Below are 22,755 nucleotides of genomic sequence, written 5' to 3' on the forward strand. Positions count from 1 at the left end.
CCCCACTGGAGGGCGAGAAGATGAAAGGTCAGAAAGGTTTTGTGTTGATCACCAAACGGCCGTTTTCCAGGCTGCTGCAAGTGGTATTGCGTTGGCAGGTGTTGCGCCACGAACGGCAGGTGCTGGCGAGCATGAACGATGATGCGCTCAAGGACATCGGCCTCAGCCGTGCCGATGTGGAGCGTGAGAGCCATCGGCATTTTTGGGAAGATCCGCTGCGAAAATGACTGCTGATGCAGTAGGGTAGGTCGCGAGCATTCAAGGAGATTCCCATGCCCGCCGACTTGTCCTTTTCCCTCAAGCAAGCTCGACGCATGGCGCTGGCGGCCCAGGGATTTTCCGGGCGCCAGGCGCCAGCACAGATAAAGGCCGCGCACCTCAACCGCGTGATCGAGCGCTTGGGCGTGTTGCAGATTGACTCGGTCAACGCGCTGGTGCGCTCTCACTACTTGCCGCTGTTTTCCCGCCTGGGCAATTACTCCCCATTGATGCTTGAACAAGCGGCCTGGAGCCAGGGCCGGCGGCGTTCGTTGTTTGAGTATTGGGGGCACGAGGCCTCGTTGCTGCCAATGGCGTTGTATCCCTTGATGCGTTGGCGTATGGAGCGAGCGCAGCAGGGGCGCGGCATCTATTCGCAGATGGCGCGCTTCGGTCGTGAGCAACAGGCCACGATCCAGCGCGTTTTGCAGACCGTCGAACAGCAGGGCGCGCTCGGCGCGGGCAGTTTGTCGACCCGCGAAGAGCGGGCCGGACCCTGGTGGGACTGGAGCGATGAAAAGCATGCGCTTGAGTGGCTGTTCGCCGCCGGCCTGGTTACCGTTGCCGGCAGGCGTGGTTTCGAGCGGCTCTATGACTTGCCCGAGCGCGTCATCCCTGGCGACATCCTCCAGCATGCGCCGTTGACCGAGGCCGAGGCCCAGCGTGGCCTGTTGCTGCACAGCGCCACCGCCTTGGGTGTAGGTACCGAAAAAGACCTACGCGACTACTTCCGTCTTGACCCCGCCGACAGTCGCAGTCGCCTGGCGGAATTGGTCGAGGACGGGCACTTGCAGGTTTGCCAGGTGCAAGGCTGGAAGCAGGCAGCATACTGTCTGCCCGAGCCTAAAGTGCCGCGCAAGGTGTCGGCCAGCGCACTGCTGTCGCCCTTCGACTCGCTGGTCTGGGAGCGCAGCCGTACCGAGCGCCTGTTCGATTTCCGCTACCGGCTGGAGATCTACACCCCGCAAGACAAACGGGTGTACGGCTACTACGTGCTGCCGTTTTTGCACAACGAGCGGATCGCCGCACGTATCGACCTGCGGGCCGAACGCGCCAACGGGCGCCTGGCCGTGCATGCGGTGCATGAGGAGGAGCCGGGGCTGGATGAGGAGGGGATGTTGGTGCTGGCGTTGAACCTGCGGCAAATGGCCGACTGGCTGGGGCTCGAGCATATCCAGCTCAATTGCCAGCGGCCGAGTGCCGACCGCTTGCGGTTAGCCATGCTGCACTTGTAGGAGGAAGGTACTTTCGTGGCGAGCGGGCTTGCCCCGCGTTGGGCTGCGAAGCAGCCCCAGTAAGATCACTGAATTGGTTCAGGCGGAATTGCGGCGTGGGTTTTGGGCGGCTTCGCCACCTAACGCGAGGCAGCCGCTCGCCACAACAAGCTCTATTTTCCAAACGTCTGCTAGCGTTTGACCTGCTTCAATGTCTCGGCAATCAGGAACGCCAGCTCCAACGACTGATCGGCGTTCATCCGTGGGTCGCAGTGGGTGTGGTAGCGGTCCGACAAGCCATCTTCGGTGATCGGCCGCGCGCCGCCGATGCACTCCGTGACGTTCTGCCCGGTCATCTCGATATGAATCCCGCCGGCATACGTGCCCTCGGCCTGGTGGACCTGGAAGAACTCCTTGACCTCACCGAGGATCTGCGCGAAGTCGCGGGTCTTGTAGCCGCTGCTGGCCTTGATGGTGTTGCCGTGCATCGGATCGGAGCTCCACAGCACCTGCTTGCCTTCGCGCTGCACGGCGCGAATCAGGTTGGGCAGGTGGTCGCCGACCTTGCCTGCACCCATGCGCGCGATCAGGTTGAGGCGGCCGGGGTCGTTGTCGGGGTTGAGGATGTCGATCAGACGGATCAGGTCATCGGGGTTCATGCTCGGGCCGACTTTGACGCCGATCGGGTTATTCACCCCGCGCAGGAATTCGACATGAGCGCCATCCAACTGACGGGTGCGGTCGCCGATCCACAGCATGTGGGCCGAGCAGTCGTAGTAGTCGTTGGTCAGGCTGTCGCGGCGCACGAAGGCTTGTTCGTAGTTGAGCAGCAGCGCTTCATGGGCGGTGAAGAAGCTGGTTTCGCGTAACTGCGGCGAGCTGTCCATGCCGCAGGCGCGCATGAAAGCCAGGGTTTCGTCGATGCGGTCGGCCAACTGGCTGTATTTTTCGGCCAGGGCGGAGTTGGCGATAAAGTCCAGGTTCCACTTGTGCACCTGGTGCAGGTCGGCAAAACCGCCCTGGGCGAAGGCGCGCAGCAGGTTGAGGGTGGCGGTGGACTGGTGGTAGGACTGCAGCAGGCGGTCCGGGTCCGGCACGCGGCTTTTTTCGTCGAAGCCGATGCCGTTGACGATATCGCCACGGTAGGCGGGCAGGGTGATGCCATCGATGGTCTCATCGTTGGCCGAGCGCGGCTTGGCGAACTGGCCGGCCATGCGCCCGACTTTCACCACCGGGCAGCCGGCGGCGAAGGTCATCACGATTGCCATCTGCAACAGCACCTTGAAGGTGTCGCGGATTTTTGCGGCGGAGAACTCGGCAAAGCTCTCGGCGCAGTCGCCACCTTGCAGCAGGAACGCGCGACCTTGGGTCACCTCGGCAAACTGACGGCGCAACTCGCGGGCTTCCCCGGCAAACACCAGCGGCGGATAGCTGGCCAGGCTCTGCTCCACTTGCAACAAGTGCGCAGCGTCCGGGTACTGGGGTTGTTGCTGGATTGGCAGGGCGCGCCAGCTGTCGGGGCTCCAGGGTTGGCTCATCATGAACTCGATTGGGTGGTTGACGGTCGGGCGTCAATGTTATCAGCAATTAGTGCGTGACCTGTTGCCGCCGGTTGGCTGACAATCGCGCCTTTGCCGTGCGGTAAACCCTTTAGGAGTTGTGATGACCGAGGAGCGTGTCGAGCGCCTGCTGGCCGAAGTCCATGATGATTTCGGCATGATCCGTGTGCTTGAGGTTGCCGATTACCGGTTTCTCGAGTTTGGCGACGCCATCGAGCAAAGCTGCGTGTTCACCGCTGACCCGAGCTGGCTGGAGTACGACTACACCCGCGCGATGCTGATAGGCGCGTTGTGCCATGAGCAGCCGGAGAGCGCGCTGTTCCTCGGCCTGGGGGCCGGGACGTTGACCCAGGCCTGTCTCAAGTTCCTGCCTCTGGAAGACGTCGAAGCTATCGAGCTGCGTCCCGATGTGCCACGCCTGGCCATCGAATACCTGGGGCTGGATGATGATCCGCGCTTGTATATCCGCATCGGCGACGCCCTGGAACTGTTGGAGACCGCTGAATCGGCCGACCTGATTTTCGTCGACCTCTACACCGATGTCGGCCCGGGCGTCGGACACCTGGCCTGGACCTTCCTGGAAAACTGCCAAAAGAAACTCAACCCCGGCGGTTGGCTGGTGATCAACCAGTGGGCGACCGATGATGGCAAACCCTTGGGCGCGGCGTTGCTGCGTGGTTTGTACCACCGGCATTACTGGGAACTGCCGGTGAAGGAGGGCAATGTGATCCTGTTGGTGCCTTCGGAGCTGGACCAGGCGCTGGATCTTGATGCGCTCTGGGCCCGCGCCGAAGCCCTGGCGCCGCGATTGGGGTATTCGTTGCAGGCGTTGATCAAGGCGATTCGGCCGGCTACGTAGTCGCCTGTGCCGACGCCATCGGGGGCGACTCGAATCGTCGCACCACACCTCCCACACTTGGAGCTCATTTCAAATGTGGGAGGGGGCTTGCCCCCGATAGCGTCGGTACAGGCGACTCAAATGCCCTTGAATACCCCCGGCCGCTTCTCGACCATCGCGCGCACGCCTTCCTTGGCATCCTCGCTGTTCAGCAATTGATCCACCATCGGCGGCAGCGCAGCGGCCGCAACGGTTTCGCCTTCCATCCGTGCCAGGCGGGCCGACATCAGGGTGGCCTGGACGCCAAGCGGCGCCTGGCGCGCGATGCGACTGGCCAGCTCGATGGCGCGGGGCAGAAGGTCTTCACTGGCCATGACTTCCTGCACCAAACCCAGGCGCAGGGCTTCATGGGCGTCGAACTCATCGCCGGTGAGCAGCCAGCGCATGGCGTTGCCCCAGCCGGCGATCTGATGAAAACGCAATGTCGCACCGCCAAACGGAAAAATCCCACGTTGCACTTCCATCTGTGCAAAGCGGGTATTGCTCGCGCACAGATTGATATCCGCAGCGAGCATCAACTCGATACCGATGGTCAGGCAGTAGCCCTGGGCGGCGACGATCACCGGTTTACTGACCCTGGGGCCTGCGAAAACACCCCAAGGATCACAGCCTCCCAGCGGCGGTTGCCAGCCGCCTGCCATTACCCCGCTGACATTGGCCAGGTCCAGGCCGGCGGTGAAGTGGTCGCCATGGGCAAATATAACGGCCACTCGTGCGTCGTCATTTCGATCAAATTCGCCATAAGCCAGGCTGAGCTCATTGAGCAAGTCCAGGTCAAAGGCGTTGCGCTTGGCGACCCGATCCAGGCCCAACAACAGGACATGGCCCTGCAGTTCACGGCTGACGCGACTACTGCTGGCTTGATTCATCGAGCGTGTCCTCGGACGGGGGAAAAGTTTCAGACCAATGGAAGGTGAACCGTTTAAGCGTCATGACCAGCAGGGCCGGGCCTTTGAAAAATAGACCCTGCCGCGCTTATCTGCAAAGACTGTGATGCCGTACGGTTTATCGGCGCCTGGCGATAAAAAAAGCTCCCTTTTTCAGGTATTTCCGGTATAGTGCGCGCCGGCCTTTAACCGGGCCGCGTTTAGGTAGCGCAATTCCCCGAAGTCAGCTTCGGCTGCGCGTCCGCACAGCGGACTCTCCCTTGACGAATCTTTTTCATTCATTCGTTTTCGCAAATCCCCGCCGACAAAGCAGCCAGGGCGACTCTTGAGTCTCAACACGGCATGCGCAGCTTTGGAGCATGGGTCTTTGCGGATGCACTTAGAGGCAGACCCATGACCCAGGAAACCGGCGGCTTCGCCGCTTTTAATCTTAACCCGAACATTCTCGCTGCCGTCATCGCGACCGGCTACGAAGAACCTTCGGCGATTCAGCAGCAATCGATCCCGATCATCATGGCCGGCCAGGACATGATTGGCCAGGCGCAAACCGGTACCGGTAAAACCGCCGCGTTCGCCCTGCCTATCCTGCACTGCATCGATCCTGCCAAGCGCGAACCGCAAGCCCTGATCCTGGCGCCAACTCGTGAGTTGGCGCTGCAAGTAGCAACCGCTTTTGAAACCTACGCCAAGCAAATGCCAGGCGTTACCGTTGTTGCCGTTTACGGCGGCGCGCCGATGGGCCCGCAACTGAAAGCCATCCGTAATGGCGCTCAGATCGTTGTCGCCACCCCGGGCCGTCTGTGCGACCACCTGCGTCGTGACGAGAAAGTCCTGTCGACCGTGAACCACCTGGTTCTGGACGAAGCCGACGAAATGTTGAAGCTGGGCTTCATGGATGACCTGGAAGTCATCTTCAAGGCACTGCCACCGACCCGTCAGACCGTGCTGTTCTCGGCCACCCTGCCACAGTCGATCCGTGCCATTGCCGAACGCCACCTGCGCGATCCGCAACACGTGAAGATCCAGACCAAGACTCAGACCGTTACCGCGATCGAACAGGCTCACCTGTTGGTTCACGCTGACCAGAAGACCTCGGCTGTATTGAGCCTGCTGGAAGTCGAAGACTTCGACGCCTTGATCATGTTCGTGCGTACCAAGCAAGCGACCCTGGACCTGGCCAGTGCCCTGGAAGCCAAAGGCTACAAGGCCGCTGCGCTGAACGGTGACATCGCCCAGAACCAACGTGAGCGCGTGATCGACTCCCTCAAGGATGGCCGTCTGGACATCGTTGTGGCGACCGACGTAGCCGCTCGTGGTCTCGACGTTCCGCGTATCACTCACGTGTTCAACGTTGACATGCCTTACGATCCAGAATCCTACGTTCACCGTATCGGCCGTACCGGCCGTGCCGGTCGCGAAGGTCGTGCGCTGCTGCTGGTGACTCCACGTGAGCGCCGCATGCTGCAAGTGATCGAGCGTGTAACCGGTCAGAAAGTGGCTGAAGTCCGCCTGCCGGATGCCCAGGCCGTTCTCGATGCTCGCATCAAGAAACTGACCAACAGCCTGTCGCCACTGGTGGCTGACGCTGAATCGACCCACGGCGATCTGCTGGATCGCCTGACCGCCGATATCGGTTGCACCCCACGTGCCCTGGCTGCAGCCCTGCTGCGCAAGGCTACCAACGGTCAGGCCCTGACCCTGGCAGCCATCGAGAAAGAGCGCCCACTGGTGCCGAACAACGCGCCACGCGGTGATCGTCCAGAGCGTACCGGCGACCGTCCGGACCGTGGTGATCGTGAGCGTCGCGCTCCGGTTCCATTGGCTGAAGGCCGTGCTCGTTGCCGTACCGCGCTGGGCGCGCGTGATGGTATCGCTGCCAAGAACCTGCTGGGCGCTATCCTCAACGAGGGTGGCCTGGCACGTGAAGCCATCGGTCGCATCCAGGTCCGTGACAGCTTCTCCCTGGTGGAGTTGCCGGAAGACGGTCTGGAAAAACTGCTGACCAAGCTGAAAGACACTCGTGTTGCCGGCAAGCAATTGAAGCTGCGTCGCTACCGCGAAGATTGATCCGCCCCTGGGCTGATTGATCGCACATAAAAAATCCCCGACTGGTTCGGGGATTTTTTTTGTCGTGTGCTAAGGCATGAAACGTTCCGCGCAAGTACATGCCGCTTGGCCAGAGCAGAGGGCCACCGGATGAGTTGGGTGCGGTGGCGAGTTATCAACGGTGACTGCCAGGTTGCAGATCTTATTGGTTTTGGGAAAAGTCCGCGTGTCCAAGCGGCCTTTCTGACTGCTCGCCTCGATGTACAGCATCTACCCTTGAATGATGTGACATCTATTGATTGCTTTCCAGAAAGAGTCTGTAGCTGCTATGAGTACTCATTATTCCCTGGGTTTTCCGCAAATAATACCTGCGCCTGTTGTCTATCCTTCCACGCTATCGTCAGTCAGTGTGATAGGAGGGCGAGGAAGCGACTGGCGTGATGAAAGTAAAAGTAGCTTGCAACTGGCGGAACGCGATATTGCTTCGAAGACCGAGGTGATTCGCTCAAAAACAAGCCCTCTCTCAGTGCCTGTTTCGTCTGTGAAAATTATCGAAACTTCAAGGCTTGATAAGGTCCGCGATCCAAAGCTCGAAATCAAGAAAGAGGCCACCTCGCCCAATGGCCTGTATGGCGTGAGTTACTCGCTTTCCGCGCCTGGACCTGGTTTGCGCAACATCACGTTTCCAATGAGTATCGACGAAGGTCTTCAAAGAAAAAGTGGCAAGGATGCGGGGATTTATTACGCGATGATGTTCGGTATTAATACCGCGGAAGGTAAACCTCTGGGGCGCGGCTATATCGGAATGCAACCACGCGAGGATGGCAAGGCTCTGATTGTTTTTTCTGGATATGGCTCGCATTTCAAAGCGCCACAAGGCCGCCCTGAATTTGATGGGGTGAAGGGCGCCAGCAATAGCACACTGGTAGATTTCAAGTTTGGGAATAAATATAACCTTACAATAGAAGTGGATCCTGAAAATCCTCAAAAGCTGAAAGGGTTTATTCAGGATGTCACGGATCCTCATAGGCCCGGGCTCAAGCAACATGTCAAAGATATTTATGTCGATCAGAAGGTTGCGTTATCCGGTAGAGACACAGGGTTTGTTGAGCAGTACGGCACAAAAATAAATCGAAGCTCGCAAATTGCTACTACTGGCGGTAGTTTCTTTGCGCCTTTTACTCGAGACGACAAGGGCAGCATCAAGGTGGGTGAAATCAATAGCACGGGGCTATATGGCAGGTATAAGAACTCGATAACAGGTAATCAACAAATTACCAGAGAGGCTGGCCAAAGAAAGGAGTTAAGGTTCTCTTTTCACGGCGTTGGTTATGAGAAAAAAGGCTGACAAAACCGCGTCAGCCGAAACGATAAATATCCATGCCCAATGCCCCCATGGTGAAACCTTGGTGTGCCAGGCTGAATTCACCGCCAGCGCCACGCGCGAAGTACAGCGGTAGCAGATGTTCATCGCTGGGATGGCTGCGCACGGCATGGGGCGCCTGGCGTCGATAGTCGTGCAGGGCCGTTTCATCGTCGTCGGCGAGCTTGTCTACGATCCAGTCGCGAAACTCGATTGCCCACGGCGTGATGGTATCCGGTCCTGCGCCCCAGTCCAGCTCGCCCAGATTATGGGTGATACTGCCGGAGCCGATCAGCAGCACACCGTGTTCGCGTAAACTGGCCAGGGCATGCCCGACCCGGGTTTGCAGGGCTGGGCCCATACGGCTGGGCAAGGAAACTTGCACCACGGGAATGTCCGCTGCCGGGTACATCAGCGAGAGCGGCACCCAGGTGCCATGGTCAAACGGGCGGCGCTCATCGATTCGCGCATTCAAGCCGTCGGCATGCAGCAGTTCCACAATTTCGTTGGCCAATTGAGGGTTCCCCGGCGCCGGGTACTGCACGGCGAACAGCTCGCGGGGGAAACCGCCGAAGTCGTGCCAGGTCTCGGGTGCAGCGCTGCCGCTGACCAGCAGTTCCTGGCTTTCCCAATGCGCCGACACCACCACAATTGCCTTCGGCCGTGGCAGTTCAGCGGCCAGGCGCTGCAGGGCGGGGCCGCTGGCGCCGGGTTGCAGGGCAAGCATGGGCGATCCGTGGGAGATAAACAGGCTGGGCAACATAAGTAAGGTCCTGAGGTTTAACATGGAACCATCTTCAACCAGATCATTGATCTAAATCTAATATAAGTTTTAGCGCTTTTTGATCGAATTTTCGGAGGTGATTCCATGGAGCCCAAATTTTGGCAGGAGCGCTGGGCGCGCAATCAGATCGGCTTTCACCTGCCCGAGGTCAATCCTTACCTGCTGCGGTATTGGCCTTCGCTGAGCCTTGCCCAAGGCGCCAAGGTGCTGGTGCCGCTGTGTGGTAAAAGCCTGGACCTGATGTGGCTGGCCAGCAACAGCTATCACGTACTCGGCGTTGAACTGTCAGAGCAGGCGGTTGAAGCCTTTTTCAGCGAGCAGAACCTGACGCCGCGAATCACTTGGCACGGCGTATTCAAGGTGTACCAGGCCGATTTGATCGAGATATGGTGCGGCGATTTCTTTGCCTTGGATGCTGGGGCACTGGCTGATTGCACGGCGCTTTACGACCGTGCCGCACTGATTGCCTTGCCGCCGCTGATGCGCGCGCAGTACGCCGAGCAGTTGAACAGCCTGCTGCGGCCAGGCTGCCAGGGTCTGCTGATTACTCTGGACTACGACCAGACGCAAAAAGCCGGCCCGCCTTTTGCTGTGACGGATGATGAGGTAAAGGTGCTACTGGGTTTCCACTGGAGCCTGGAGGTGCTCGAAGCTCAGGATATTCTGGGTGAGAGCTGGAAGTTCGCGCAGGATGGTGTCACGCGCTTGGAAGAGTGCGTTTATCGGCTCACCAAGATATAAAATCCGGGAACAAAAAAAGGGGCGATCCAATCGCCCCTTTTGCATTGCCGGGTATCAGCCCCGACGACGCAGTGCGTCGATACGCTCTTCCAGCGGCGGGTGGCTCATGAACATGCGAGCCAGGCCCTGCTTGACACCACCGTTGATGCCAAAGGCGGTCAGGCTGTCGGGCATATGCACCGGCAGGCCCTGTTCGGAGCGCAAGCGCTGCAGCGCACTGATCATTGCACTGGTGCCAGCCAGACGTGCGCCGGCTTCGTCTGCGCGGAACTCTCGTTTGCGCGAGAACCACATCACAATCGCGCTGGCCAGGAAGCCCAGTACCACCTCGGCAAAGATGGTCGCTACGAAGTACGCAATACCGCGGCCTCCTTCGTTCTTGAAGATCACCTTGTCGACAAAATTGCCGATGATCCGCGCAAAGAACATCACGAAGGTGTTAACCACGCCCTGCACCAGTGCGAGGGTAATCATGTCGCCGTTAGCTACGTGGCCAATCTCGTGCGCGAGGACCGCCTTCACTTCATCGGGTGAAAAACGTTCGAGCAGCCCTTGGCTGACCGCCACGAGGGCGTCGTTCTTGTTCCAGCCCGTCGCAAAGGCGTTGGCCTCGTAAGCAGGGAAAATCCCCACTTCGGGCATTTTTATACCTGCTTCTTGAGACAACTGCTCCACGGTCTGCATCAGCCATTGCTCATGGCGGGTGCGTGGTTGAGTGATGATCTGGGTGCTGGTGCTCATCTTCGCCATCCACTTGGAGATGAACAGCGAGAACAGCGAACCGGCAAAACCAAAGACCGCACAGAAAATCAGCAGCTGATTGAGGTTCAGATCAACCCCGTTGGCCGCCATGAACCCGTTGAAGCCGAACAGGCTCAGGGTGATGCTGGCGATCAGCACGACCGCCAGGTTGGTGGCCAAGAACAGCAGGATGCGCATCATGGTTGTAGAGTTCTCCTCATGCTTAATATGTCGCGTACTGCGGGGTATATAAGGTGCGGCTTGGGGTGATTCAACCGAGCGACTATTTCAAACTGTGTCCTACAGCTTGAATGTAGAGCCTTGAAGGGATTTTCCGATGAGAAATGCCACCCGTGAAAAGCCACTTTTTGCCTTGGAGCCCAGTAACTACAGGGGTTTGTGGTTGTGGAGACGCAAGTGCAGTGCGGGGGGAAGTGGATAGCCAGAGAAGTGTTGCCAGATAATCGCTGTACGACCGAATGTCGGTCGTACAGCGCCATGCCTGTTACTGGCGATAGGACTTGAGGAAGTTGCCGATACGGCCAATGGCCATGTCCAGGTCATCCACGCGCGGCAGGGTCACTACACGGAAGTGATCCGGCCACGGCCAGTTGAACGCGGTGCCCTGGACCACCAGCAGCTTTTCCGACAGCAGCAGGTCGAGCACGAACTTCTCGTCGTTGAGGATCGGGCAGACCTTCGGGTCGATCCTTGGGAAGGCGTACAGCGCGCCCATGGGCTTCACGCAGCTCACGCCCGGGATCGCATTGAGCAGCTCCCACGTACGGTTGCGCTGTTCCAGCAGGCGGCCCTGGGGCAGGATCAGGTCATTGATGCTCTGGTAGCCACCGAGGGCGGTCTGGATCGCATGTTGGCTCGGCACGTTGGCGCACAGGCGCATGTTGGCCAGCATGTCGATGCCTTCGATGTAGCTTTGGGCGTTGTGCTTGGGCCCGGAAATGGCGATCCAGCCGGAGCGGAAGCCCGCCACGCGGTAGGACTTGGACAGGCCGTTAAAGGTCAGGCACAGCAGGTCCGGCGCCAGGGAGCCGGTGCAGATATGCACCGCATCGTCATAGAGGATCTTGTCGTAGATCTCGTCGGAGAACACCACCAGGTTGTGCTGGCGTGCCAGCTCGAGCATGCCCAGCAGCACTTCCTTGGAATACACGGCGCCGGTGGGGTTGTTCGGGTTGATGATCACCAGGGCCTTGGTGTTCGGCGTGATCTTGGCCTTGATGTCGGCCAGGTCCGGGAACCAGTCGGCGCCCTCGTCGCACAGGTAGTGCACCGGGTGGCCGCCGGCCAGGGTCACGGCGGCGGTCCACAGTGGGTAGTCCGGTGCCGGCACCAGCACTTCGTCACCGTTGTTGAGCAGGGCCTGCATGGACATCACGATCAGCTCGGACACGCCATTACCCAGGTAGATGTCTTCGATGCCGACGCCTTCGACCTGCTTCTGCTGGTAGTACTGCATCACGGCCTTGCGCGCGCTGAACAGGCCTTTGGAATCGCTGTAGCCCTGGGCGGTGGGCAGGTTGCGGATCACATCCTGGAGGATTTCATCCGGCGCTTCGAAACCAAAGGGCGCCGGGTTGCCAATGTTCAGCTTGAGGATGCGATGGCCTTCCTCTTCCAGGCGCTTGGCGTGCTTGAGCACTGGGCCGCGAATGTCGTAGCAGACGTTGGCGAGCTTGTTCGATTTGCTGACCTGCATGGCGATGTGATCCTGAAAATGAACGATCCAGACGGTATGGGCACTACCGTACTGTGAATGCTGCAAGGTCCGCACCCATAAATACGTTTGAATGCCGGTAGCGCGGGTGCCAGACTGGCGTTTTGAAGAGGCGCAATCATACGTGCCGCCTGATCCGTGGAAAAGATACAGATCAGGCTTTTTCAGTTGCCGAGGTGTACCGATGGAAAAGTTGCAGAAAACCGTTGAAGAATGGAAGGCAATGCTCGATCCAGAGCAGTACAACGTGTGCCGCCTCAAGGGCACCGAGCGTCCTTTCAGCGGTAAGTACAATGAGACCAAGACTGAGGGTGTGTATCACTGCATCTGCTGCAATGAGCCGCTGTTCGATTCGACCACCAAGTTTGATTCCGGCTGCGGCTGGCCCAGCTTCTACGCGCCGATCGCCGACAGCGCGATGGTCGAGATCCGTGACGTCAGCCACGGCATGATCCGCACCGAAGTGACCTGCGCCAAATGCGATGCGCACCTCGGGCATGTGTTCCCGGACGGTCCGCCGCCGACGGGGCTGCGTTATTGCATCAACTCGGTGTGCCTGGACCTTGTACCCCGTTAACTCGACTGACGGCGGGCCTCTGTAGGAGCGAGCCTGCTCGCGAAAGTCGTCAACGATTACGCGGGCATTCTGGTTCCGCGCGGTGTCCTTGAGTTTTTCGCGAGCAAGCTCGCTCCTACAGAGTGTTGATGGGATGCCATCAGTCCGGTCAATTAAATTGCACGCAATTGAATTGCCTACTATGTTTCACCTTCTTCCCCCTTTATCGAGGCACTGCCATGAGCAACAACCTGCTGAGTATCCCTTGCACCACCATCAAGGGTGAGCAAAAGACCTTGGCGGATTTCGCCGGCAAGGCCGTCCTCGTGGTCAACACCGCCAGCAAATGCGGCTTCACCCCGCAGTACAAGGGCCTGGAGCAACTCTGGCAGCAGTACAAGGACCAGGGCCTGGTGGTGCTGGGCTTCCCTTGCAACCAGTTCGGCAAGCAGGAGCCCGGTGATGAAGGTGCGATTTCCGAATTCTGCGAGCTGAACTTCGGTGTCAGCTTCCCGTTGTTCAAGAAGATCGACGTCAATGGCAGTGATGCCCATCCACTGTTCGTGCAACTGAAAAAACAGGCGCCCGGACTGCTGGGCTCCAAAGGCATCAAGTGGAACTTCACCAAGTTTCTCATCGGCCGCGACGGCCAGGTGGTCAAGCGCTTCGGTCCTGCCACCAAGCCGCAGGACTTGACCCAAGAGATCGAAGCCTTGCTCAAATGACCGACCTGCCCAGCGTGTCCCTGGCCCTGAACAACCAGCTGTGTTTCAAGCTCTACGCAGCGTCACGCGCTGTCACCCGCGCCTACAGGCCGATGCTCGACCAGTTGGGCCTGACCTACCCGCAATATGTGGTGATGCTGGTGTTATGGGAGTGGCACGCCACGCCTGCGCTGCAGCCGACGGTCAAGGCCCTGGGTGAACGCCTGATGCTCGACTCGGGCACGCTGACGCCGCTGCTCAAGCGCCTTGAGCAGCTTGAGTTAGTGAAGCGTCGGCGCAGTGCCAGGGATGAGCGTGAAGTGCACTTGAGCCTGAGCGAGGCTGGTGTGCAACTGCGGGACCAGGCCCATGGCCTCAAGACCCGCTTGTTGTGTGATCGCGGCATCGACCTGAATCAAGCCGATGCCTTGCGCGATGGCCTCGACCAGTTGCTTGCGCAGCTTAAAGACTTGTCGTCCCAGGCACCCACAAGTCCAGCAGCCCATTGAGTTCTTCGCGGCGGAACGGCTTGGCCAGGTAGTCATTCATCCCCGCCGCACGGCAGCGCTCGCGTTCTTCGGACAGGGCGTTGGCGGTCAATGCGACAATCGGCAGGTCCGGCCAGCGCCCGCTGCGACGAATCTGCCGGCTGGCCTCATAGCCATCCATCACCGGCATGTTGCAGTCCATCAGCACCATATCGAAGCGCTGTTCTTCAAGAAACTTGAGTGCTTCGCCACCATGGGCGGCGACAATCACTTCGCAGCCCAGCTTGCTGAGCATACCCTTGGCCACCAGTTGGTTGACCGGGTTGTCCTCCACCAGCAGGATGCGCGCCCGATGTGCGAGTGGCGCGGCATCCAGTTGGATTGGGTCAGGCAGCAGATGTGCGTCGGTGCGTAAGTTGCGGTGCAGGATCTGGTACAGCGCGTTGCGGCTCAAGGGGCGCGCCTGTTGGTGCAGCGGCGCGAGTGCTGCCACTTCTTCGCTGGGCATGAAATTGCCATAGGCGGTCACCAGCAGAATGGGCGTGGTAATGCCCGGTCGTATGCGGAACAGGCATTCCGGGCAGTCGGTAATCAGCAGGTCAGGCGTTTGCCCGCTCAAGTCGTCTTCCATGGTGAAACAACGGGGGGTCAGTCCCCAGCTGGGCAGCAGGGTCGTGAGCAACTCTGTCAGGCCGCTGCCGGCGTTGGTGATAACGATGACCTCACCTTTGAGCGGCGGTGGCTGCAAGGCGGGCAAGTGGGCAGGCAGTGGCAGGTCGGCGCAGAACTGGCTGCCGAAGCCCACTTCCGAGCTGATACTCAAACGCCCCTTCATCGCTTCGCACAGGTTGTGCGTCAGCGCCAGGCCCAGGCCCGTCCCACCAAACTGGCGAGTGATACCGGCGCCTGCCTGGGTGAACGGTTGGAAGATTTTCACCTGGGCCTCCTGCGCAATGCCGATGCCGGTATCGCAGACTTCAATGCGCACCCCGCCATCGTGGGTACGCAGGCGCACATCAACCCGACCAAAGCGCGTGAACTTCAGGGCGTTGGAAAGTAAGTTACTGACAATCTGCCGCACACGGGTCGGATCACCCAGCACCTGGGCCGGGAACTGCGGGTCGATCAGGCAGCTCAGTTCCACGCTCGGTGCGGCGTTCTGCGATAACAGGTTGGCGGTGTCTTCCACCAGTGCGCCCAAGTCGAACGGGATGCGCTCCAGCTCCAACTGGCCGGCGTCGAACTTGGACAGGTCGAGAATATCGTTGAGTAACTCCACCAGCACTTTGCCGGAGTCATGGGCGATAGACAGTTGCTGGCGTTGCTCGGCGTTCAACGGACTGTCCAGCGACAGCGCGATCATGCCCAGCAGGCCGTTGAGCGGGGTGCGGATTTCGTGGCTCATATTCGCCAGGAAGGCCGCCCGGGCCTGGGCCATGCCCAATGCATTCATCTTCGCCGCTTCCAGTTCATCGTTGGACTGGGTCAGTCGCTGGTTGCTGGCCTTGAGTTCAAGGGTGCGCGCGGAAACGATGTCTTCCAGTTGCCCCAAGTATTCAGTCAGCCGGTCTTCGGCGTGGCGGCGCTGCTGGATTTCGGTTTCCATGTTTTCGAATTGCTGGTTGGCGACGTTTACCAGCACGCCGATTTCATCGTGCTCATGCCCTGGCGGGCAGTCCAGGCGTGCCTGCTTGCGTGTGCTCAGCTCACGAATAATGCGCACCAGTGGCTGGGTCAGCATCACGTAGAACAGGCCCAGCAAAATCCCGGTCAGCAGCAGGCTGCGCACGAACCCGTTGAGCAGGGTGATCTCAGCACGGCGTAGGAACCGGCTACCAAAGGCGTAGGTGTCGACGTCCAGACGCAGTACACCAAGTGACTCATTGGGCATGTGGCCCAGGAACAGTTGGTCTTCGAACTGACGGTTGGCGCCAAACATGAAGTCACTGATAGGCCGGTAGGTACTTTCCTTGCGTGGTCGGTCGACATCGGCCAGCACCACGCCGTTGTTGTCGATCAACTGCGCGCGAATGATGGCGGGGGAGTGCAGCAGGCCCAGGGTCAGTTCCTGAGCCAGTTCGGCATCGATGTTGTAGGCGATACGTGACGCGGGGTTATGGCTGATTTCGATCAGCGAACGTATTTCGCGGTTGATGGATGCGTCTTCGCTGGCATAATCAATGCCGATTTGGATCAGGCTGAGTAAGGTTCCCAAGACGAAACCGACCAGCACAGTCAATCTGGCTTGTTTATAAGACAAGCGGTGGGCGAACTTGATATCCATTGAGTGTTGAACCACTTCACGTTTCCCTTCGCCCGGCAAGCATAGCTGAACATCCACAAGCTAAGGCTTGCCCGGCATGAATCGTTTTTTACGCAGCCCCAAGCGGTCTGTCGCAGGGTTGCCAATACGCCATCTTTTGCAAGAACTTGCCAGAGGAATAATCGTGGATTCTCGATTGAGTGCCTTTCTAGAGCGAGCCGATGCAGTGCTCGCTCGCCTGGAGCCCTTGTTGCCCGCGCCACGCCAAACCATCGACTGGAATCAGTGCCTGGCCGCCCGTTGGCAACGTGAGGGCCGCAGTGGTTTCCTGTTGCCGCTGGACGTGAGCCTGGACATGCGCCTGTCCGACCTTATCGGCGTGGACAAGCAGCGTGAAACCCTTGCGCGTAACACCCAGCAGTTTCTGGATGGCCTGCCTGCCAACCATGCGTTGCTGTGGGGGTCGCGGGGCACCGGTAAATCGTCCATGGTCCGCGCTTTGCTCGCCCAGCACGCCAAGGCCGGTTTGCGCCTGATCGAAATCGAGCGTGACCATCTGGCCGATCTGCCGCGCGTGGTTGAGCAACTGCTCAAGTTGCCGCAACGTTTCATCCTGTTCTGCGACGACTTGTCGTTCGAAGCCGGCGAAGGTGACTATCGGGTACTCAAGAGCGTGCTGGACGGCTCCCTGGAACAGGCGCCTGAAAACGTGCTGCTGTATGCCACGTCCAACCGCCGCCATCTGGTGCCGGAAAACCAGAGCGACAACGATAACTGGAAGCGCGTGGACGGTGAGTTGCACCCGAGCGAGGCGGTGGAAGACAAGATTGCCCTGTCCGACCGCTTTGGCTTGTGGCTGTCGTTCTACCCGTTCACCCAGGAACATTTCCTGGACGTGGTCGAGCACTGGATCGGTGAGCTGGCGAACAAGGCGGGTTTGCAGTGGCAGCGCGATGAGGCCCTCGATATTCTCGCCGTGCGCTGGGCTACCGGGCGCGGCAACCGCAACGGTCGCTGCGCGTATCAATTCGCCCGTTACTGGGTGGGTCTCAAATTGCTGGAGCGTCAACCATGATCGATTTACAACAAGCCGGTACCGGCCTCGGTGGCTATGCCCTGCTGAGTGCCCAGCTGGAGTCGCTGCTGGCCGATGAGCGCGATTTCATCGCCAACAGCGCCCAGTTTTCCGCTTTCCTGTTCAGCCAGCTGGATGACCTGAACTGGGCGGGTTTTTACCTCAACCGCAATGAAGAGCTGGTGCTTGGCCCGTTCCAGGGGCAGATCGCCTGTGTGCGTATTCCGTTCGGCCGTGGGGTGTGCGGCGCGGCCGCGTCCTCGCGGCAAACCCAGCGAGTAGACGATGTTCACGCATTTCCCGGGCATATCGCCTGTGACAGCGCGTCCAATAGCGAACTGGTGGTGCCACTGGTCAAGGACGGCACATTGATTGGTGTCCTTGACCTCGATAGCCCGTCGTTGGCCCGCTTTACCCCTCAGGACCAGGCCGGTATCGAACAGCTGGCGGCGATTTTCCTGCGCTTGACCGACTGCTGATCAAATAGGGGGCGTGCCCCGCCCCTTATTGGCTATCCAGCTCGTCAAGCCGTACTTGCAGCATCCTCTCCAGCTCCAGCATCAGCTTCTCCAGGGACTTCACACTCGCTTCGATCAGGGGCCGATCATCGCCCCGGGCACAGGCCTGTTCGAGGGCTTCGCACTGCGAGGCCAGCGCACTGGCCTGAACGATGCGAGCGGCTCCCTTGATCTTGTGAGCCTGTTCGATGATGTCCTCGACGCCGGTCTGCGCAGCCATCAACGCGACCAACTCCTGGCGATCCTGGCGACTGCTGCTCAGCAACTCCTTCAGCAGCAGGCGGCACATATGTGGATCGCCACCGGTAAGGGCCTCGAAATTGCCGATGTCGAGGATCAGGCCGGTGGGCTGGGGGCTGATCTTTGCCAGTTGCCGCTCCAGCGCCGTGAGGTTGATAGGCTTGAACAGGCAGTCATCCATGCCCGCCTGTGCACAGCGTTGCTTCTCTTCTGGCTGGGCATTGGCCGTAAAACCCAGTACCACGCAAGGCGTCAGCTGTTCGCGTTGCTCGTATTCGCGGATCGAACGGCTCAACTCGTAGCCATTCATGATCGGCATGTTGCAATCGGCGATTACCAGGTCGAAGTGCTCCTGGCGCCAGGCCTGGAAGCCGGCGGCGCCGTTCTGGGCGGCGGTGAACTGGTGGCCCAGGTAGCCGAGCTGCTGACACATCAACAGGCGATTCGCCGGATGGTCGTCCACTACCAGCACATTGAGCACAGGCACATCTGCGGTTGCGGCAGGCTTGAGTTCGTCGACTACCTGCGCTGCCTGCAGGCGATTCATCTTCAGGTTCACATGCACCTGGGTGCCCACCATGGGCACGCTGCTCAGGCTCAGTTGCCCGCCCATCATGGCGCACAGGCTGCGACAGATCACCAGCCCAAGGCCGGCACCGCTCCTGGCCAACTGTCCTGAGTTGTCCGCCTGGGCAAAGGGTTCGAACAGGCGCATCTGGTCGTCCCGGCTGATACCGATGCCGGTGTCCTCCACCACCAGTTTCATCTCGACCTGCTGCGGCAGTTCGGTGGCTGATACTTCCACCTTGATCTTTACCTGGCCACGTTCGGTGAACTTGATGGCATTGCTGATCAGATTGGACAGCACCTGCTTGAAGCGCAGCGGGTCGATCAGGACTTCGGTGTGTTCAAGATCAGGCGTGAACTCCAGCAACAGGCTGAGGGTCTTCTGGCGTGCCAGGCCGTCGAAGACACGCACTACCGACTCGATCACCTCCCTCAGGTTCACGCGTTCCGGTGCCAGGCTGAGGCGACCGGATTCAATCCGTGCGATGTCCAGGATGTCGCCGATCAGCTCCAGCAGATCCTTGGCCGAGTTGTAGGCAACTTCGATGGCCGGGCGGTCGAGGTGGCCCTGGTCCGCCCGCTTGAGGGTCAGTTCGAGCATGCCGATCACCGCGTTCATCGGCGTGCGGATTTCGTGGCTCATGGTGGCGAGGAACGTGCTCTTGGCCCGATTGGCTTCGTCGGCTCGCTCCTTGGCGGTGCGAAGTTCGTCGAACAACTGGCGTCGTTCACTGATATCGATCCAGCCACCGATGATGCCCTGAACTTCGCCGACGGAGTCGCGGTACGGCAGGATCCAGTGGTAGATCGTCAGTTTTTTTCCGCGAATATGCAGGGTGCGATCCAGGATCAGCGGTTTGCCTTCGGCCACCACGCGCTGATAGTCGGCATGGTATTGCGCCGCCTCGACTGCGAGGGCTGTGCTGATCTGGACCGCGCTTTTACCTATCACGTCTTCGCGCTTGACGTCGAACGCCTGCAAGTAACTGTCGTTGCAGGTCTGCAGCAGCCCCTTGTTGTCACGTACGTAGATCGGGTGCGGGGTTTCATTGACCAGGGCGCGCATGAACTCGAACTGATCATTGAGGGCGCGCTCGGCCATTTTCCGGTGCTTGATCTGGCGGCGCATGTACGCGTTCCAGCTCAGGGAGATCAGCAGCAGCAGCCCGGTCCCGATGATGATGCGCGCAATCAGTTGGTGATAGTCACGCCAGTAGCTGTCTGAGGCGGCGGTATAGCCGCGCCAACGACTGTTGATCACGCCCAGTTCATCCGGTGCGATGCTGAGCAAAGCCTTGTCGAGAATCGAGCTGAGTTCGGTGGCGCTGCGTGATGTCGCCAGCCCGAAGGTGGCCGGCATCGTGCCAATGCTGAAGCTGATTTGAATCTTGTCCTGAAGCATCTGCGAGGACAGGAAGTAATTGGCGACCACCAGCGTATTAACTGCGCCCTCTACATGGCCTTGTACCAGCAGCTCGGCTGACTTGAACGTGTCGCCGGTTTCTACCAGCTGAATCTTTGGGAAGTGCTCACGCAGGAATTTTTTCAGTGGACTGCCTTGAGTGACCGCCAGGCGCTTGCCTTCCATTTCCTCCAGGCCTGTAGGTGCCTGGCCGTCCTTGCGTGTCAACATCACGTAGGAGTTTTCCAGATAGGGACGACTGAAGTTCAGTTGGGCTTCTCTTTCGACGCTGGGGATGACTGCTCCGATGATGTCCGCTTTGCCGGTCTCTACGTGCTCGATCATCGTGTTCACATCACGCCCGCGCTGGACTTCGAAGCGCAGCCCTGTGCGCAGGCGAATCAACTCCAGCAGGTCGGCCGTAATGCCGCGAAAGTTACCATCGGCGTCGAAGAAGGTCAGCGGCGCAAAGGTGGGGTTCACGATCACTTTGACTACTGGGTTTTCTCTCAGCCAACGTTCTTCGCGAAGGGTCAGCTGCAGCTTTTGGTCGGTCAAGAGGATGTCGCTGCCGGCACTCCAGCGTTTGGCGATCGTTTCCCGTTCGGAGGTAGGCACGGCCCTCAGTACGGCGTCGACGATGCTCAACAGCATTCGCTGGTCCTGGGGCATTGCAAAGCTGAATCCATAGGCTTCATGTCTACCGAAGTTAGCCATGCGAATGTTTTTCAGATAACCCTTGTTGATCATGTAGTGGGTGGAAATGGTATCGCCGAGAAAAACGTCAGCCTGCTCGAAAGCCACTGCATTCAAGGCGTTTTGATAAGAGGGGTAGGCACGGATGATTGCCTTGGGGTACAGCTTTTCCACCTCGTGCAGTGGCAGATAGTGATAGACCAGTGCCAGCCGCATGCCGGCCAGTCCATCATTCAGGCTGCGAGTTTCGCCTTCGCGGGTCACCAGTACCGGCCGGTCCACTGCGTACGGCTCCGACAGGGTCAGGTTGGGGTTTGCCGCTTCAAAGCTGTTGGAAGAGCCCAGTAGGTCGATATCACCCGCTTCGAGGGCACGAATGGCGGCCTCCCGAGAGGGGTAGCGCAACACTTTTACCGGCACGTCCAGCGCCATTGCCAGCAAGCCGGCGTAGTCGGCGGTGAGTCCCTCATAGTCACGCCCGCTGGAGGTGAGGTCAAAAGGCGGGTAGTCAGGAAACGCCGCGCCCAGTACCAGTTCGCGTTTGTTCTGGAGCCATTGGCGCTGGGCCTTGTTCAGGTGGGGCTCCAGCTGTACGGAGTTCGCGCGACTCAATAGGTTGAAATGCTCCGGGCTTGCTGGAAGGGTTGCAGGTACGGCGGTGCTGAAGCACAAACCGGCACTCAATATAATCAAATAGTCCTTTATACGCCTGGGCATCCGCTTTCTCACACTAGCGCGTTTCGTTTTGCCATCTCGATAAGTTCTACCAAGGACTTGGCTTGAAGTTTTTGCATCAGCCTCTTTTTATATGTGCTTACTGTTTTGTTGCTCAGGAACATACCTTTAGCGATTTCCTTGTTGGTACGGCCTTGTGCAAAAAGTTGCAATACCATCAACTCACGATCATTAACGGCCTTGAACAGTTCAAGTTCCTTGCCGCTCTCATCGCAGGGGGTCAAGGCTTGGCTGGGGAAGTAGTTGTAACCGGACAGTACGGCGCGGATGGCGCTCATCAGCTCGCTCAGGTCACCTTCCTTGCACACATAGCCATCGGCGCCCGAACGCATGCATCGAGTGGCAAACAGGGTGGGGGATTGAGCCGTCAGAACGAGGGTTTTCATCGAGGCGTTCATGGCGTTGAAGCGGCAAAGCACTTCCAGGCCATCGAGTTTTGGAATGCTTATGTCCAGGATGATCAGGTCCGGCATGCATTCGCGGACCATTTGTATGGCGTCGCATCCGTTATCCGTTTCGCCGACTACTTTGAAATTTTCTTCGTGCTCCAACAACATTCGTATGGCCAGCCTTATAACGGGATGGTCGTCAATAATAAAAACTGTGTTCATGATCATATTCCATGCAAGTACAAATAAAGCGGGCACATTAGCTCAGAAGCCGACGGGTAAGCATGAACTTGGGGGGCAACAGGTATAAAACAGGAAAGTTCCTACATTAAAAAAGGTAAAAGCCTACCTGTCCCTAAGGAGCTGTAACGCGAGAGGTCAACGTTTCGCAGGGGCATGGGTTGAAGGGGCATGGCAAGAACTTTACGGTGGTTGTGCGAGAATTTTCCGACCGGACGATTTGTTTAAAGTCCTACATTTATAACGTCAGTAATGTATGGGTCAAATGTGCAAGCTCATCTTTATTCAACGGCTTTGGCAAGTAGCCGAGCAATGGCAGGCCACGTTTGAGGGCTTGGGTTTGCAACGCTGAAAGTTCTGTCTCGGGAAGTCCGCTGAGCAAGATGGCGGCCTTGATAAAGCATTGGCGACTGGCAATTTCGATCAATTCAAGCCCAGGCAGGTCGGGCAGGCACTGGTCACACAGGATGATGTCGAAGGGCGCCTCGGCCTGGGTCATCAAACGGATTGCCTGCTCGGCGTTTTCGGCCGGGGCGAGGTGTTCGAAGCCGAAGCTTCTCAGCAGGCATTGGGTGGCGAGCAGTTGAAAGGGATGGTCCTCCACCAACAGGATACGAAGAGGGTAACTGGGCATAGAAGGCACACGGTGAGTCAAG

General features: G+C 58.9%; 20 protein-coding genes. 11 read left to right on the forward strand and 9 right to left on the reverse strand.

Annotated elements, in window-relative coordinates; all coding sequences use genetic code 11:
- Positions 1-20 precede the first annotated feature (20 nt).
- Together ACHPFG_RS09695 and ACHPFG_RS09700 are read left to right on the forward strand one after the other, a co-directional pair.
- On the forward strand, positions 21-227 hold the full coding sequence (locus ACHPFG_RS09695) for a DUF1127 domain-containing protein (RefSeq protein WP_237683153.1): 207 nt from the start codon (positions 21-23) through the stop codon (positions 225-227).
- Positions 228-272: 45 nt separating this feature from the next.
- Positions 273-1,493, forward strand: coding sequence for a winged helix-turn-helix domain-containing protein (locus ACHPFG_RS09700; RefSeq protein WP_431702240.1), 1,221 nt, complete (start codon positions 273-275; stop codon positions 1,491-1,493).
- 170 nt (positions 1,494-1,663) lie between these two features.
- Here ACHPFG_RS09700 and ACHPFG_RS09705 read toward each other — a convergent pair whose 3' ends face one another.
- Entirely contained in the window at positions 1,664-3,010 is a 1,347-nt protein-coding gene (locus ACHPFG_RS09705; protein WP_053130664.1) for a class II 3-deoxy-7-phosphoheptulonate synthase, read from the reverse strand.
- 124 nt (positions 3,011-3,134) lie between these two features.
- Between ACHPFG_RS09705 and ACHPFG_RS09710 the strand changes: the two genes are divergently transcribed.
- The gene (locus tag ACHPFG_RS09710; RefSeq protein WP_131699515.1) at positions 3,135-3,890 is read left to right on the forward strand and encodes a spermidine synthase; all 756 of its coding nucleotides are present in this window, start codon (positions 3,135-3,137) and stop codon (positions 3,888-3,890) included.
- 116 nt (positions 3,891-4,006) lie between these two features.
- Here ACHPFG_RS09710 and ACHPFG_RS09715 read toward each other — a convergent pair whose 3' ends face one another.
- A complete protein-coding gene (locus ACHPFG_RS09715; RefSeq protein ID WP_431702241.1) occupies positions 4,007-4,798 on the reverse strand; it encodes a crotonase/enoyl-CoA hydratase family protein in 792 nt (263 codons plus the stop codon).
- 411 nt (positions 4,799-5,209) lie between these two features.
- On the opposite strand from ACHPFG_RS09715, the gene ACHPFG_RS09720 reads away from it, so the two are divergent.
- Entirely contained in the window at positions 5,210-6,883 is a 1,674-nt protein-coding gene (locus ACHPFG_RS09720) for a DEAD/DEAH box helicase (RefSeq protein WP_027606997.1), read from the forward strand.
- Positions 6,884-7,190: 307 nt separating this feature from the next.
- Complete coding sequence (locus ACHPFG_RS09725; RefSeq protein WP_431702242.1) at positions 7,191-8,210, forward strand: hypothetical protein; 1,020 nt, start codon at positions 7,191-7,193, stop codon at positions 8,208-8,210.
- A gap of 10 nt (positions 8,211-8,220) precedes the next feature.
- On the opposite strand, the gene ACHPFG_RS09730 is transcribed toward ACHPFG_RS09725, so the two are convergent.
- The gene (locus ACHPFG_RS09730; RefSeq protein ID WP_431702243.1) at positions 8,221-8,988 is read right to left on the reverse strand and encodes a DODA-type extradiol aromatic ring-opening family dioxygenase; all 768 of its coding nucleotides are present in this window, start codon (positions 8,986-8,988) and stop codon (positions 8,221-8,223) included.
- 105 nt (positions 8,989-9,093) lie between these two features.
- On the opposite strand from ACHPFG_RS09730, the gene ACHPFG_RS09735 reads away from it, so the two are divergent.
- Positions 9,094-9,750, forward strand: a complete 657-nt coding sequence (locus ACHPFG_RS09735) for a thiopurine S-methyltransferase (protein ID WP_431702244.1) — start codon at positions 9,094-9,096, stop codon at positions 9,748-9,750.
- 54 nt (positions 9,751-9,804) lie between these two features.
- Here the strand turns inward: ACHPFG_RS09735 and htpX are convergent, their stop codons facing one another.
- Both htpX and ACHPFG_RS09745 read right to left on the reverse strand, forming a co-directional pair.
- The gene (gene htpX / locus ACHPFG_RS09740; RefSeq protein ID WP_027607000.1) at positions 9,805-10,692 is read right to left on the reverse strand and encodes a protease HtpX; all 888 of its coding nucleotides are present in this window, start codon (positions 10,690-10,692) and stop codon (positions 9,805-9,807) included.
- A gap of 304 nt (positions 10,693-10,996) precedes the next feature.
- Positions 10,997-12,208, reverse strand: coding sequence for a pyridoxal phosphate-dependent aminotransferase (locus tag ACHPFG_RS09745; RefSeq protein WP_012723006.1), 1,212 nt, complete (start codon positions 12,206-12,208; stop codon positions 10,997-10,999).
- A 202-nt stretch (positions 12,209-12,410) separates the two neighbouring features.
- Between ACHPFG_RS09745 and msrB the strand changes: the two genes are divergently transcribed.
- From msrB to ACHPFG_RS09760, 3 genes are all read left to right on the forward strand, one after another.
- Positions 12,411-12,803, forward strand: a complete 393-nt coding sequence (msrB, locus tag ACHPFG_RS09750) for a peptide-methionine (R)-S-oxide reductase MsrB (protein ID WP_431702245.1) — start codon at positions 12,411-12,413, stop codon at positions 12,801-12,803.
- Positions 12,804-13,021: 218 nt separating this feature from the next.
- Entirely contained in the window at positions 13,022-13,507 is a 486-nt protein-coding gene (locus ACHPFG_RS09755) for a glutathione peroxidase (protein ID WP_027607003.1), read from the forward strand.
- Positions 13,504-13,995, forward strand: a complete 492-nt coding sequence (locus tag ACHPFG_RS09760) for a MarR family winged helix-turn-helix transcriptional regulator (RefSeq protein ID WP_431702246.1) — start codon at positions 13,504-13,506, stop codon at positions 13,993-13,995. Before ACHPFG_RS09755 ends, ACHPFG_RS09760 begins: the two co-directional genes overlap by 4 nt.
- On the opposite strand, the gene ACHPFG_RS09765 is transcribed toward ACHPFG_RS09760, so the two are convergent.
- Positions 13,949-16,258: a response regulator gene (locus ACHPFG_RS09765; protein ID WP_431702247.1), complete on the reverse strand. Its 2,310-nt coding sequence runs from the start codon at positions 16,256-16,258 to the stop codon at positions 13,949-13,951. The two genes, ACHPFG_RS09760 and ACHPFG_RS09765, sit on opposite strands and share 47 nt — an antisense overlap.
- 163 nt (positions 16,259-16,421) lie before the next feature.
- Between ACHPFG_RS09765 and ACHPFG_RS09770 the strand changes: the two genes are divergently transcribed.
- A complete protein-coding gene (locus tag ACHPFG_RS09770; RefSeq protein ID WP_131699508.1) occupies positions 16,422-17,312 on the forward strand; it encodes an ATP-binding protein in 891 nt (296 codons plus the stop codon).
- Positions 17,309-17,791 carry a GAF domain-containing protein gene (locus ACHPFG_RS09775; protein ID WP_131699507.1) on the forward strand — a complete coding sequence of 161 codons (483 nt, stop codon included), beginning with the start codon at positions 17,309-17,311 and terminating at the stop codon, positions 17,789-17,791. The genes ACHPFG_RS09770 and ACHPFG_RS09775 overlap by 4 nt, the downstream gene beginning before the upstream one ends.
- A gap of 25 nt (positions 17,792-17,816) precedes the next feature.
- Here ACHPFG_RS09775 and ACHPFG_RS09780 read toward each other — a convergent pair whose 3' ends face one another.
- The 3 genes from ACHPFG_RS09780 to ACHPFG_RS09790 form a co-directional block, all read right to left on the reverse strand.
- Positions 17,817-21,452 carry a transporter substrate-binding domain-containing protein gene (locus ACHPFG_RS09780; protein WP_431702248.1) on the reverse strand — a complete coding sequence of 1,212 codons (3,636 nt, stop codon included), beginning with the start codon at positions 21,450-21,452 and terminating at the stop codon, positions 17,817-17,819.
- A gap of 8 nt (positions 21,453-21,460) precedes the next feature.
- Entirely contained in the window at positions 21,461-22,081 is a 621-nt protein-coding gene (locus ACHPFG_RS09785) for a response regulator transcription factor (protein WP_065939963.1), read from the reverse strand.
- Between the two features lie 256 nt (positions 22,082-22,337).
- On the reverse strand, positions 22,338-22,733 hold the full coding sequence (locus tag ACHPFG_RS09790) for a response regulator (RefSeq protein ID WP_131699505.1): 396 nt from the start codon (positions 22,731-22,733) through the stop codon (positions 22,338-22,340).
- Positions 22,734-22,755 lie beyond the last annotated feature (22 nt).

The organism is Pseudomonas sp. BR20 (assembly GCF_050780135.1).
GTDB lineage: Bacteria > Pseudomonadota > Gammaproteobacteria > Pseudomonadales > Pseudomonadaceae > Aquipseudomonas.

What these genes read in the sequence shown, in the direction of transcription:
- ACHPFG_RS09755 (WP_027607003.1), top strand. Translation starts at nt 13,022, where the DNA reads ATGAGCAACAACCTGCTGAGTATCCCTTGCACCACCATCAAGGGTGAG.
- ACHPFG_RS09695 (WP_237683153.1), top strand. Translation starts at nt 21, where the DNA reads ATGAAAGGTCAGAAAGGTTTTGTGTTGATCACCAAACGGCCGTTTTCC.
- ACHPFG_RS09760 (WP_431702246.1), top strand. Translation starts at nt 13,504, where the DNA reads ATGACCGACCTGCCCAGCGTGTCCCTGGCCCTGAACAACCAGCTGTGT.
- ACHPFG_RS09730 (WP_431702243.1), bottom strand. Translation starts at nt 8,988, where the DNA reads ATGTTGCCCAGCCTGTTTATCTCCCACGGATCGCCCATGCTTGCCCTG.
- ACHPFG_RS09710 (WP_131699515.1), top strand. Translation starts at nt 3,135, where the DNA reads ATGACCGAGGAGCGTGTCGAGCGCCTGCTGGCCGAAGTCCATGATGAT.
- ACHPFG_RS09765 (WP_431702247.1), bottom strand. Translation starts at nt 16,258, where the DNA reads ATGGATATCAAGTTCGCCCACCGCTTGTCTTATAAACAAGCCAGATTG.
- ACHPFG_RS09720 (WP_027606997.1), top strand. Translation starts at nt 5,210, where the DNA reads ATGACCCAGGAAACCGGCGGCTTCGCCGCTTTTAATCTTAACCCGAAC.
- ACHPFG_RS09705 (WP_053130664.1), bottom strand. Translation starts at nt 3,010, where the DNA reads ATGAGCCAACCCTGGAGCCCCGACAGCTGGCGCGCCCTGCCAATCCAG.
- ACHPFG_RS09715 (WP_431702241.1), bottom strand. Translation starts at nt 4,798, where the DNA reads ATGAATCAAGCCAGCAGTAGTCGCGTCAGCCGTGAACTGCAGGGCCAT.
- ACHPFG_RS09785 (WP_065939963.1), bottom strand. Translation starts at nt 22,081, where the DNA reads ATGAACACAGTTTTTATTATTGACGACCATCCCGTTATAAGGCTGGCC.
- ACHPFG_RS09790 (WP_131699505.1), bottom strand. Translation starts at nt 22,733, where the DNA reads ATGCCCAGTTACCCTCTTCGTATCCTGTTGGTGGAGGACCATCCCTTT.
- ACHPFG_RS09735 (WP_431702244.1), top strand. Translation starts at nt 9,094, where the DNA reads ATGGAGCCCAAATTTTGGCAGGAGCGCTGGGCGCGCAATCAGATCGGC.
- ACHPFG_RS09780 (WP_431702248.1), bottom strand. Translation starts at nt 21,452, where the DNA reads ATGCCCAGGCGTATAAAGGACTATTTGATTATATTGAGTGCCGGTTTG.
- ACHPFG_RS09745 (WP_012723006.1), bottom strand. Translation starts at nt 12,208, where the DNA reads ATGCAGGTCAGCAAATCGAACAAGCTCGCCAACGTCTGCTACGACATT.
- msrB (WP_431702245.1), top strand. Translation starts at nt 12,411, where the DNA reads ATGGAAAAGTTGCAGAAAACCGTTGAAGAATGGAAGGCAATGCTCGAT.
- htpX (WP_027607000.1), bottom strand. Translation starts at nt 10,692, where the DNA reads ATGATGCGCATCCTGCTGTTCTTGGCCACCAACCTGGCGGTCGTGCTG.
- ACHPFG_RS09775 (WP_131699507.1), top strand. Translation starts at nt 17,309, where the DNA reads ATGATCGATTTACAACAAGCCGGTACCGGCCTCGGTGGCTATGCCCTG.
- ACHPFG_RS09700 (WP_431702240.1), top strand. Translation starts at nt 273, where the DNA reads ATGCCCGCCGACTTGTCCTTTTCCCTCAAGCAAGCTCGACGCATGGCG.
- ACHPFG_RS09725 (WP_431702242.1), top strand. Translation starts at nt 7,191, where the DNA reads ATGAGTACTCATTATTCCCTGGGTTTTCCGCAAATAATACCTGCGCCT.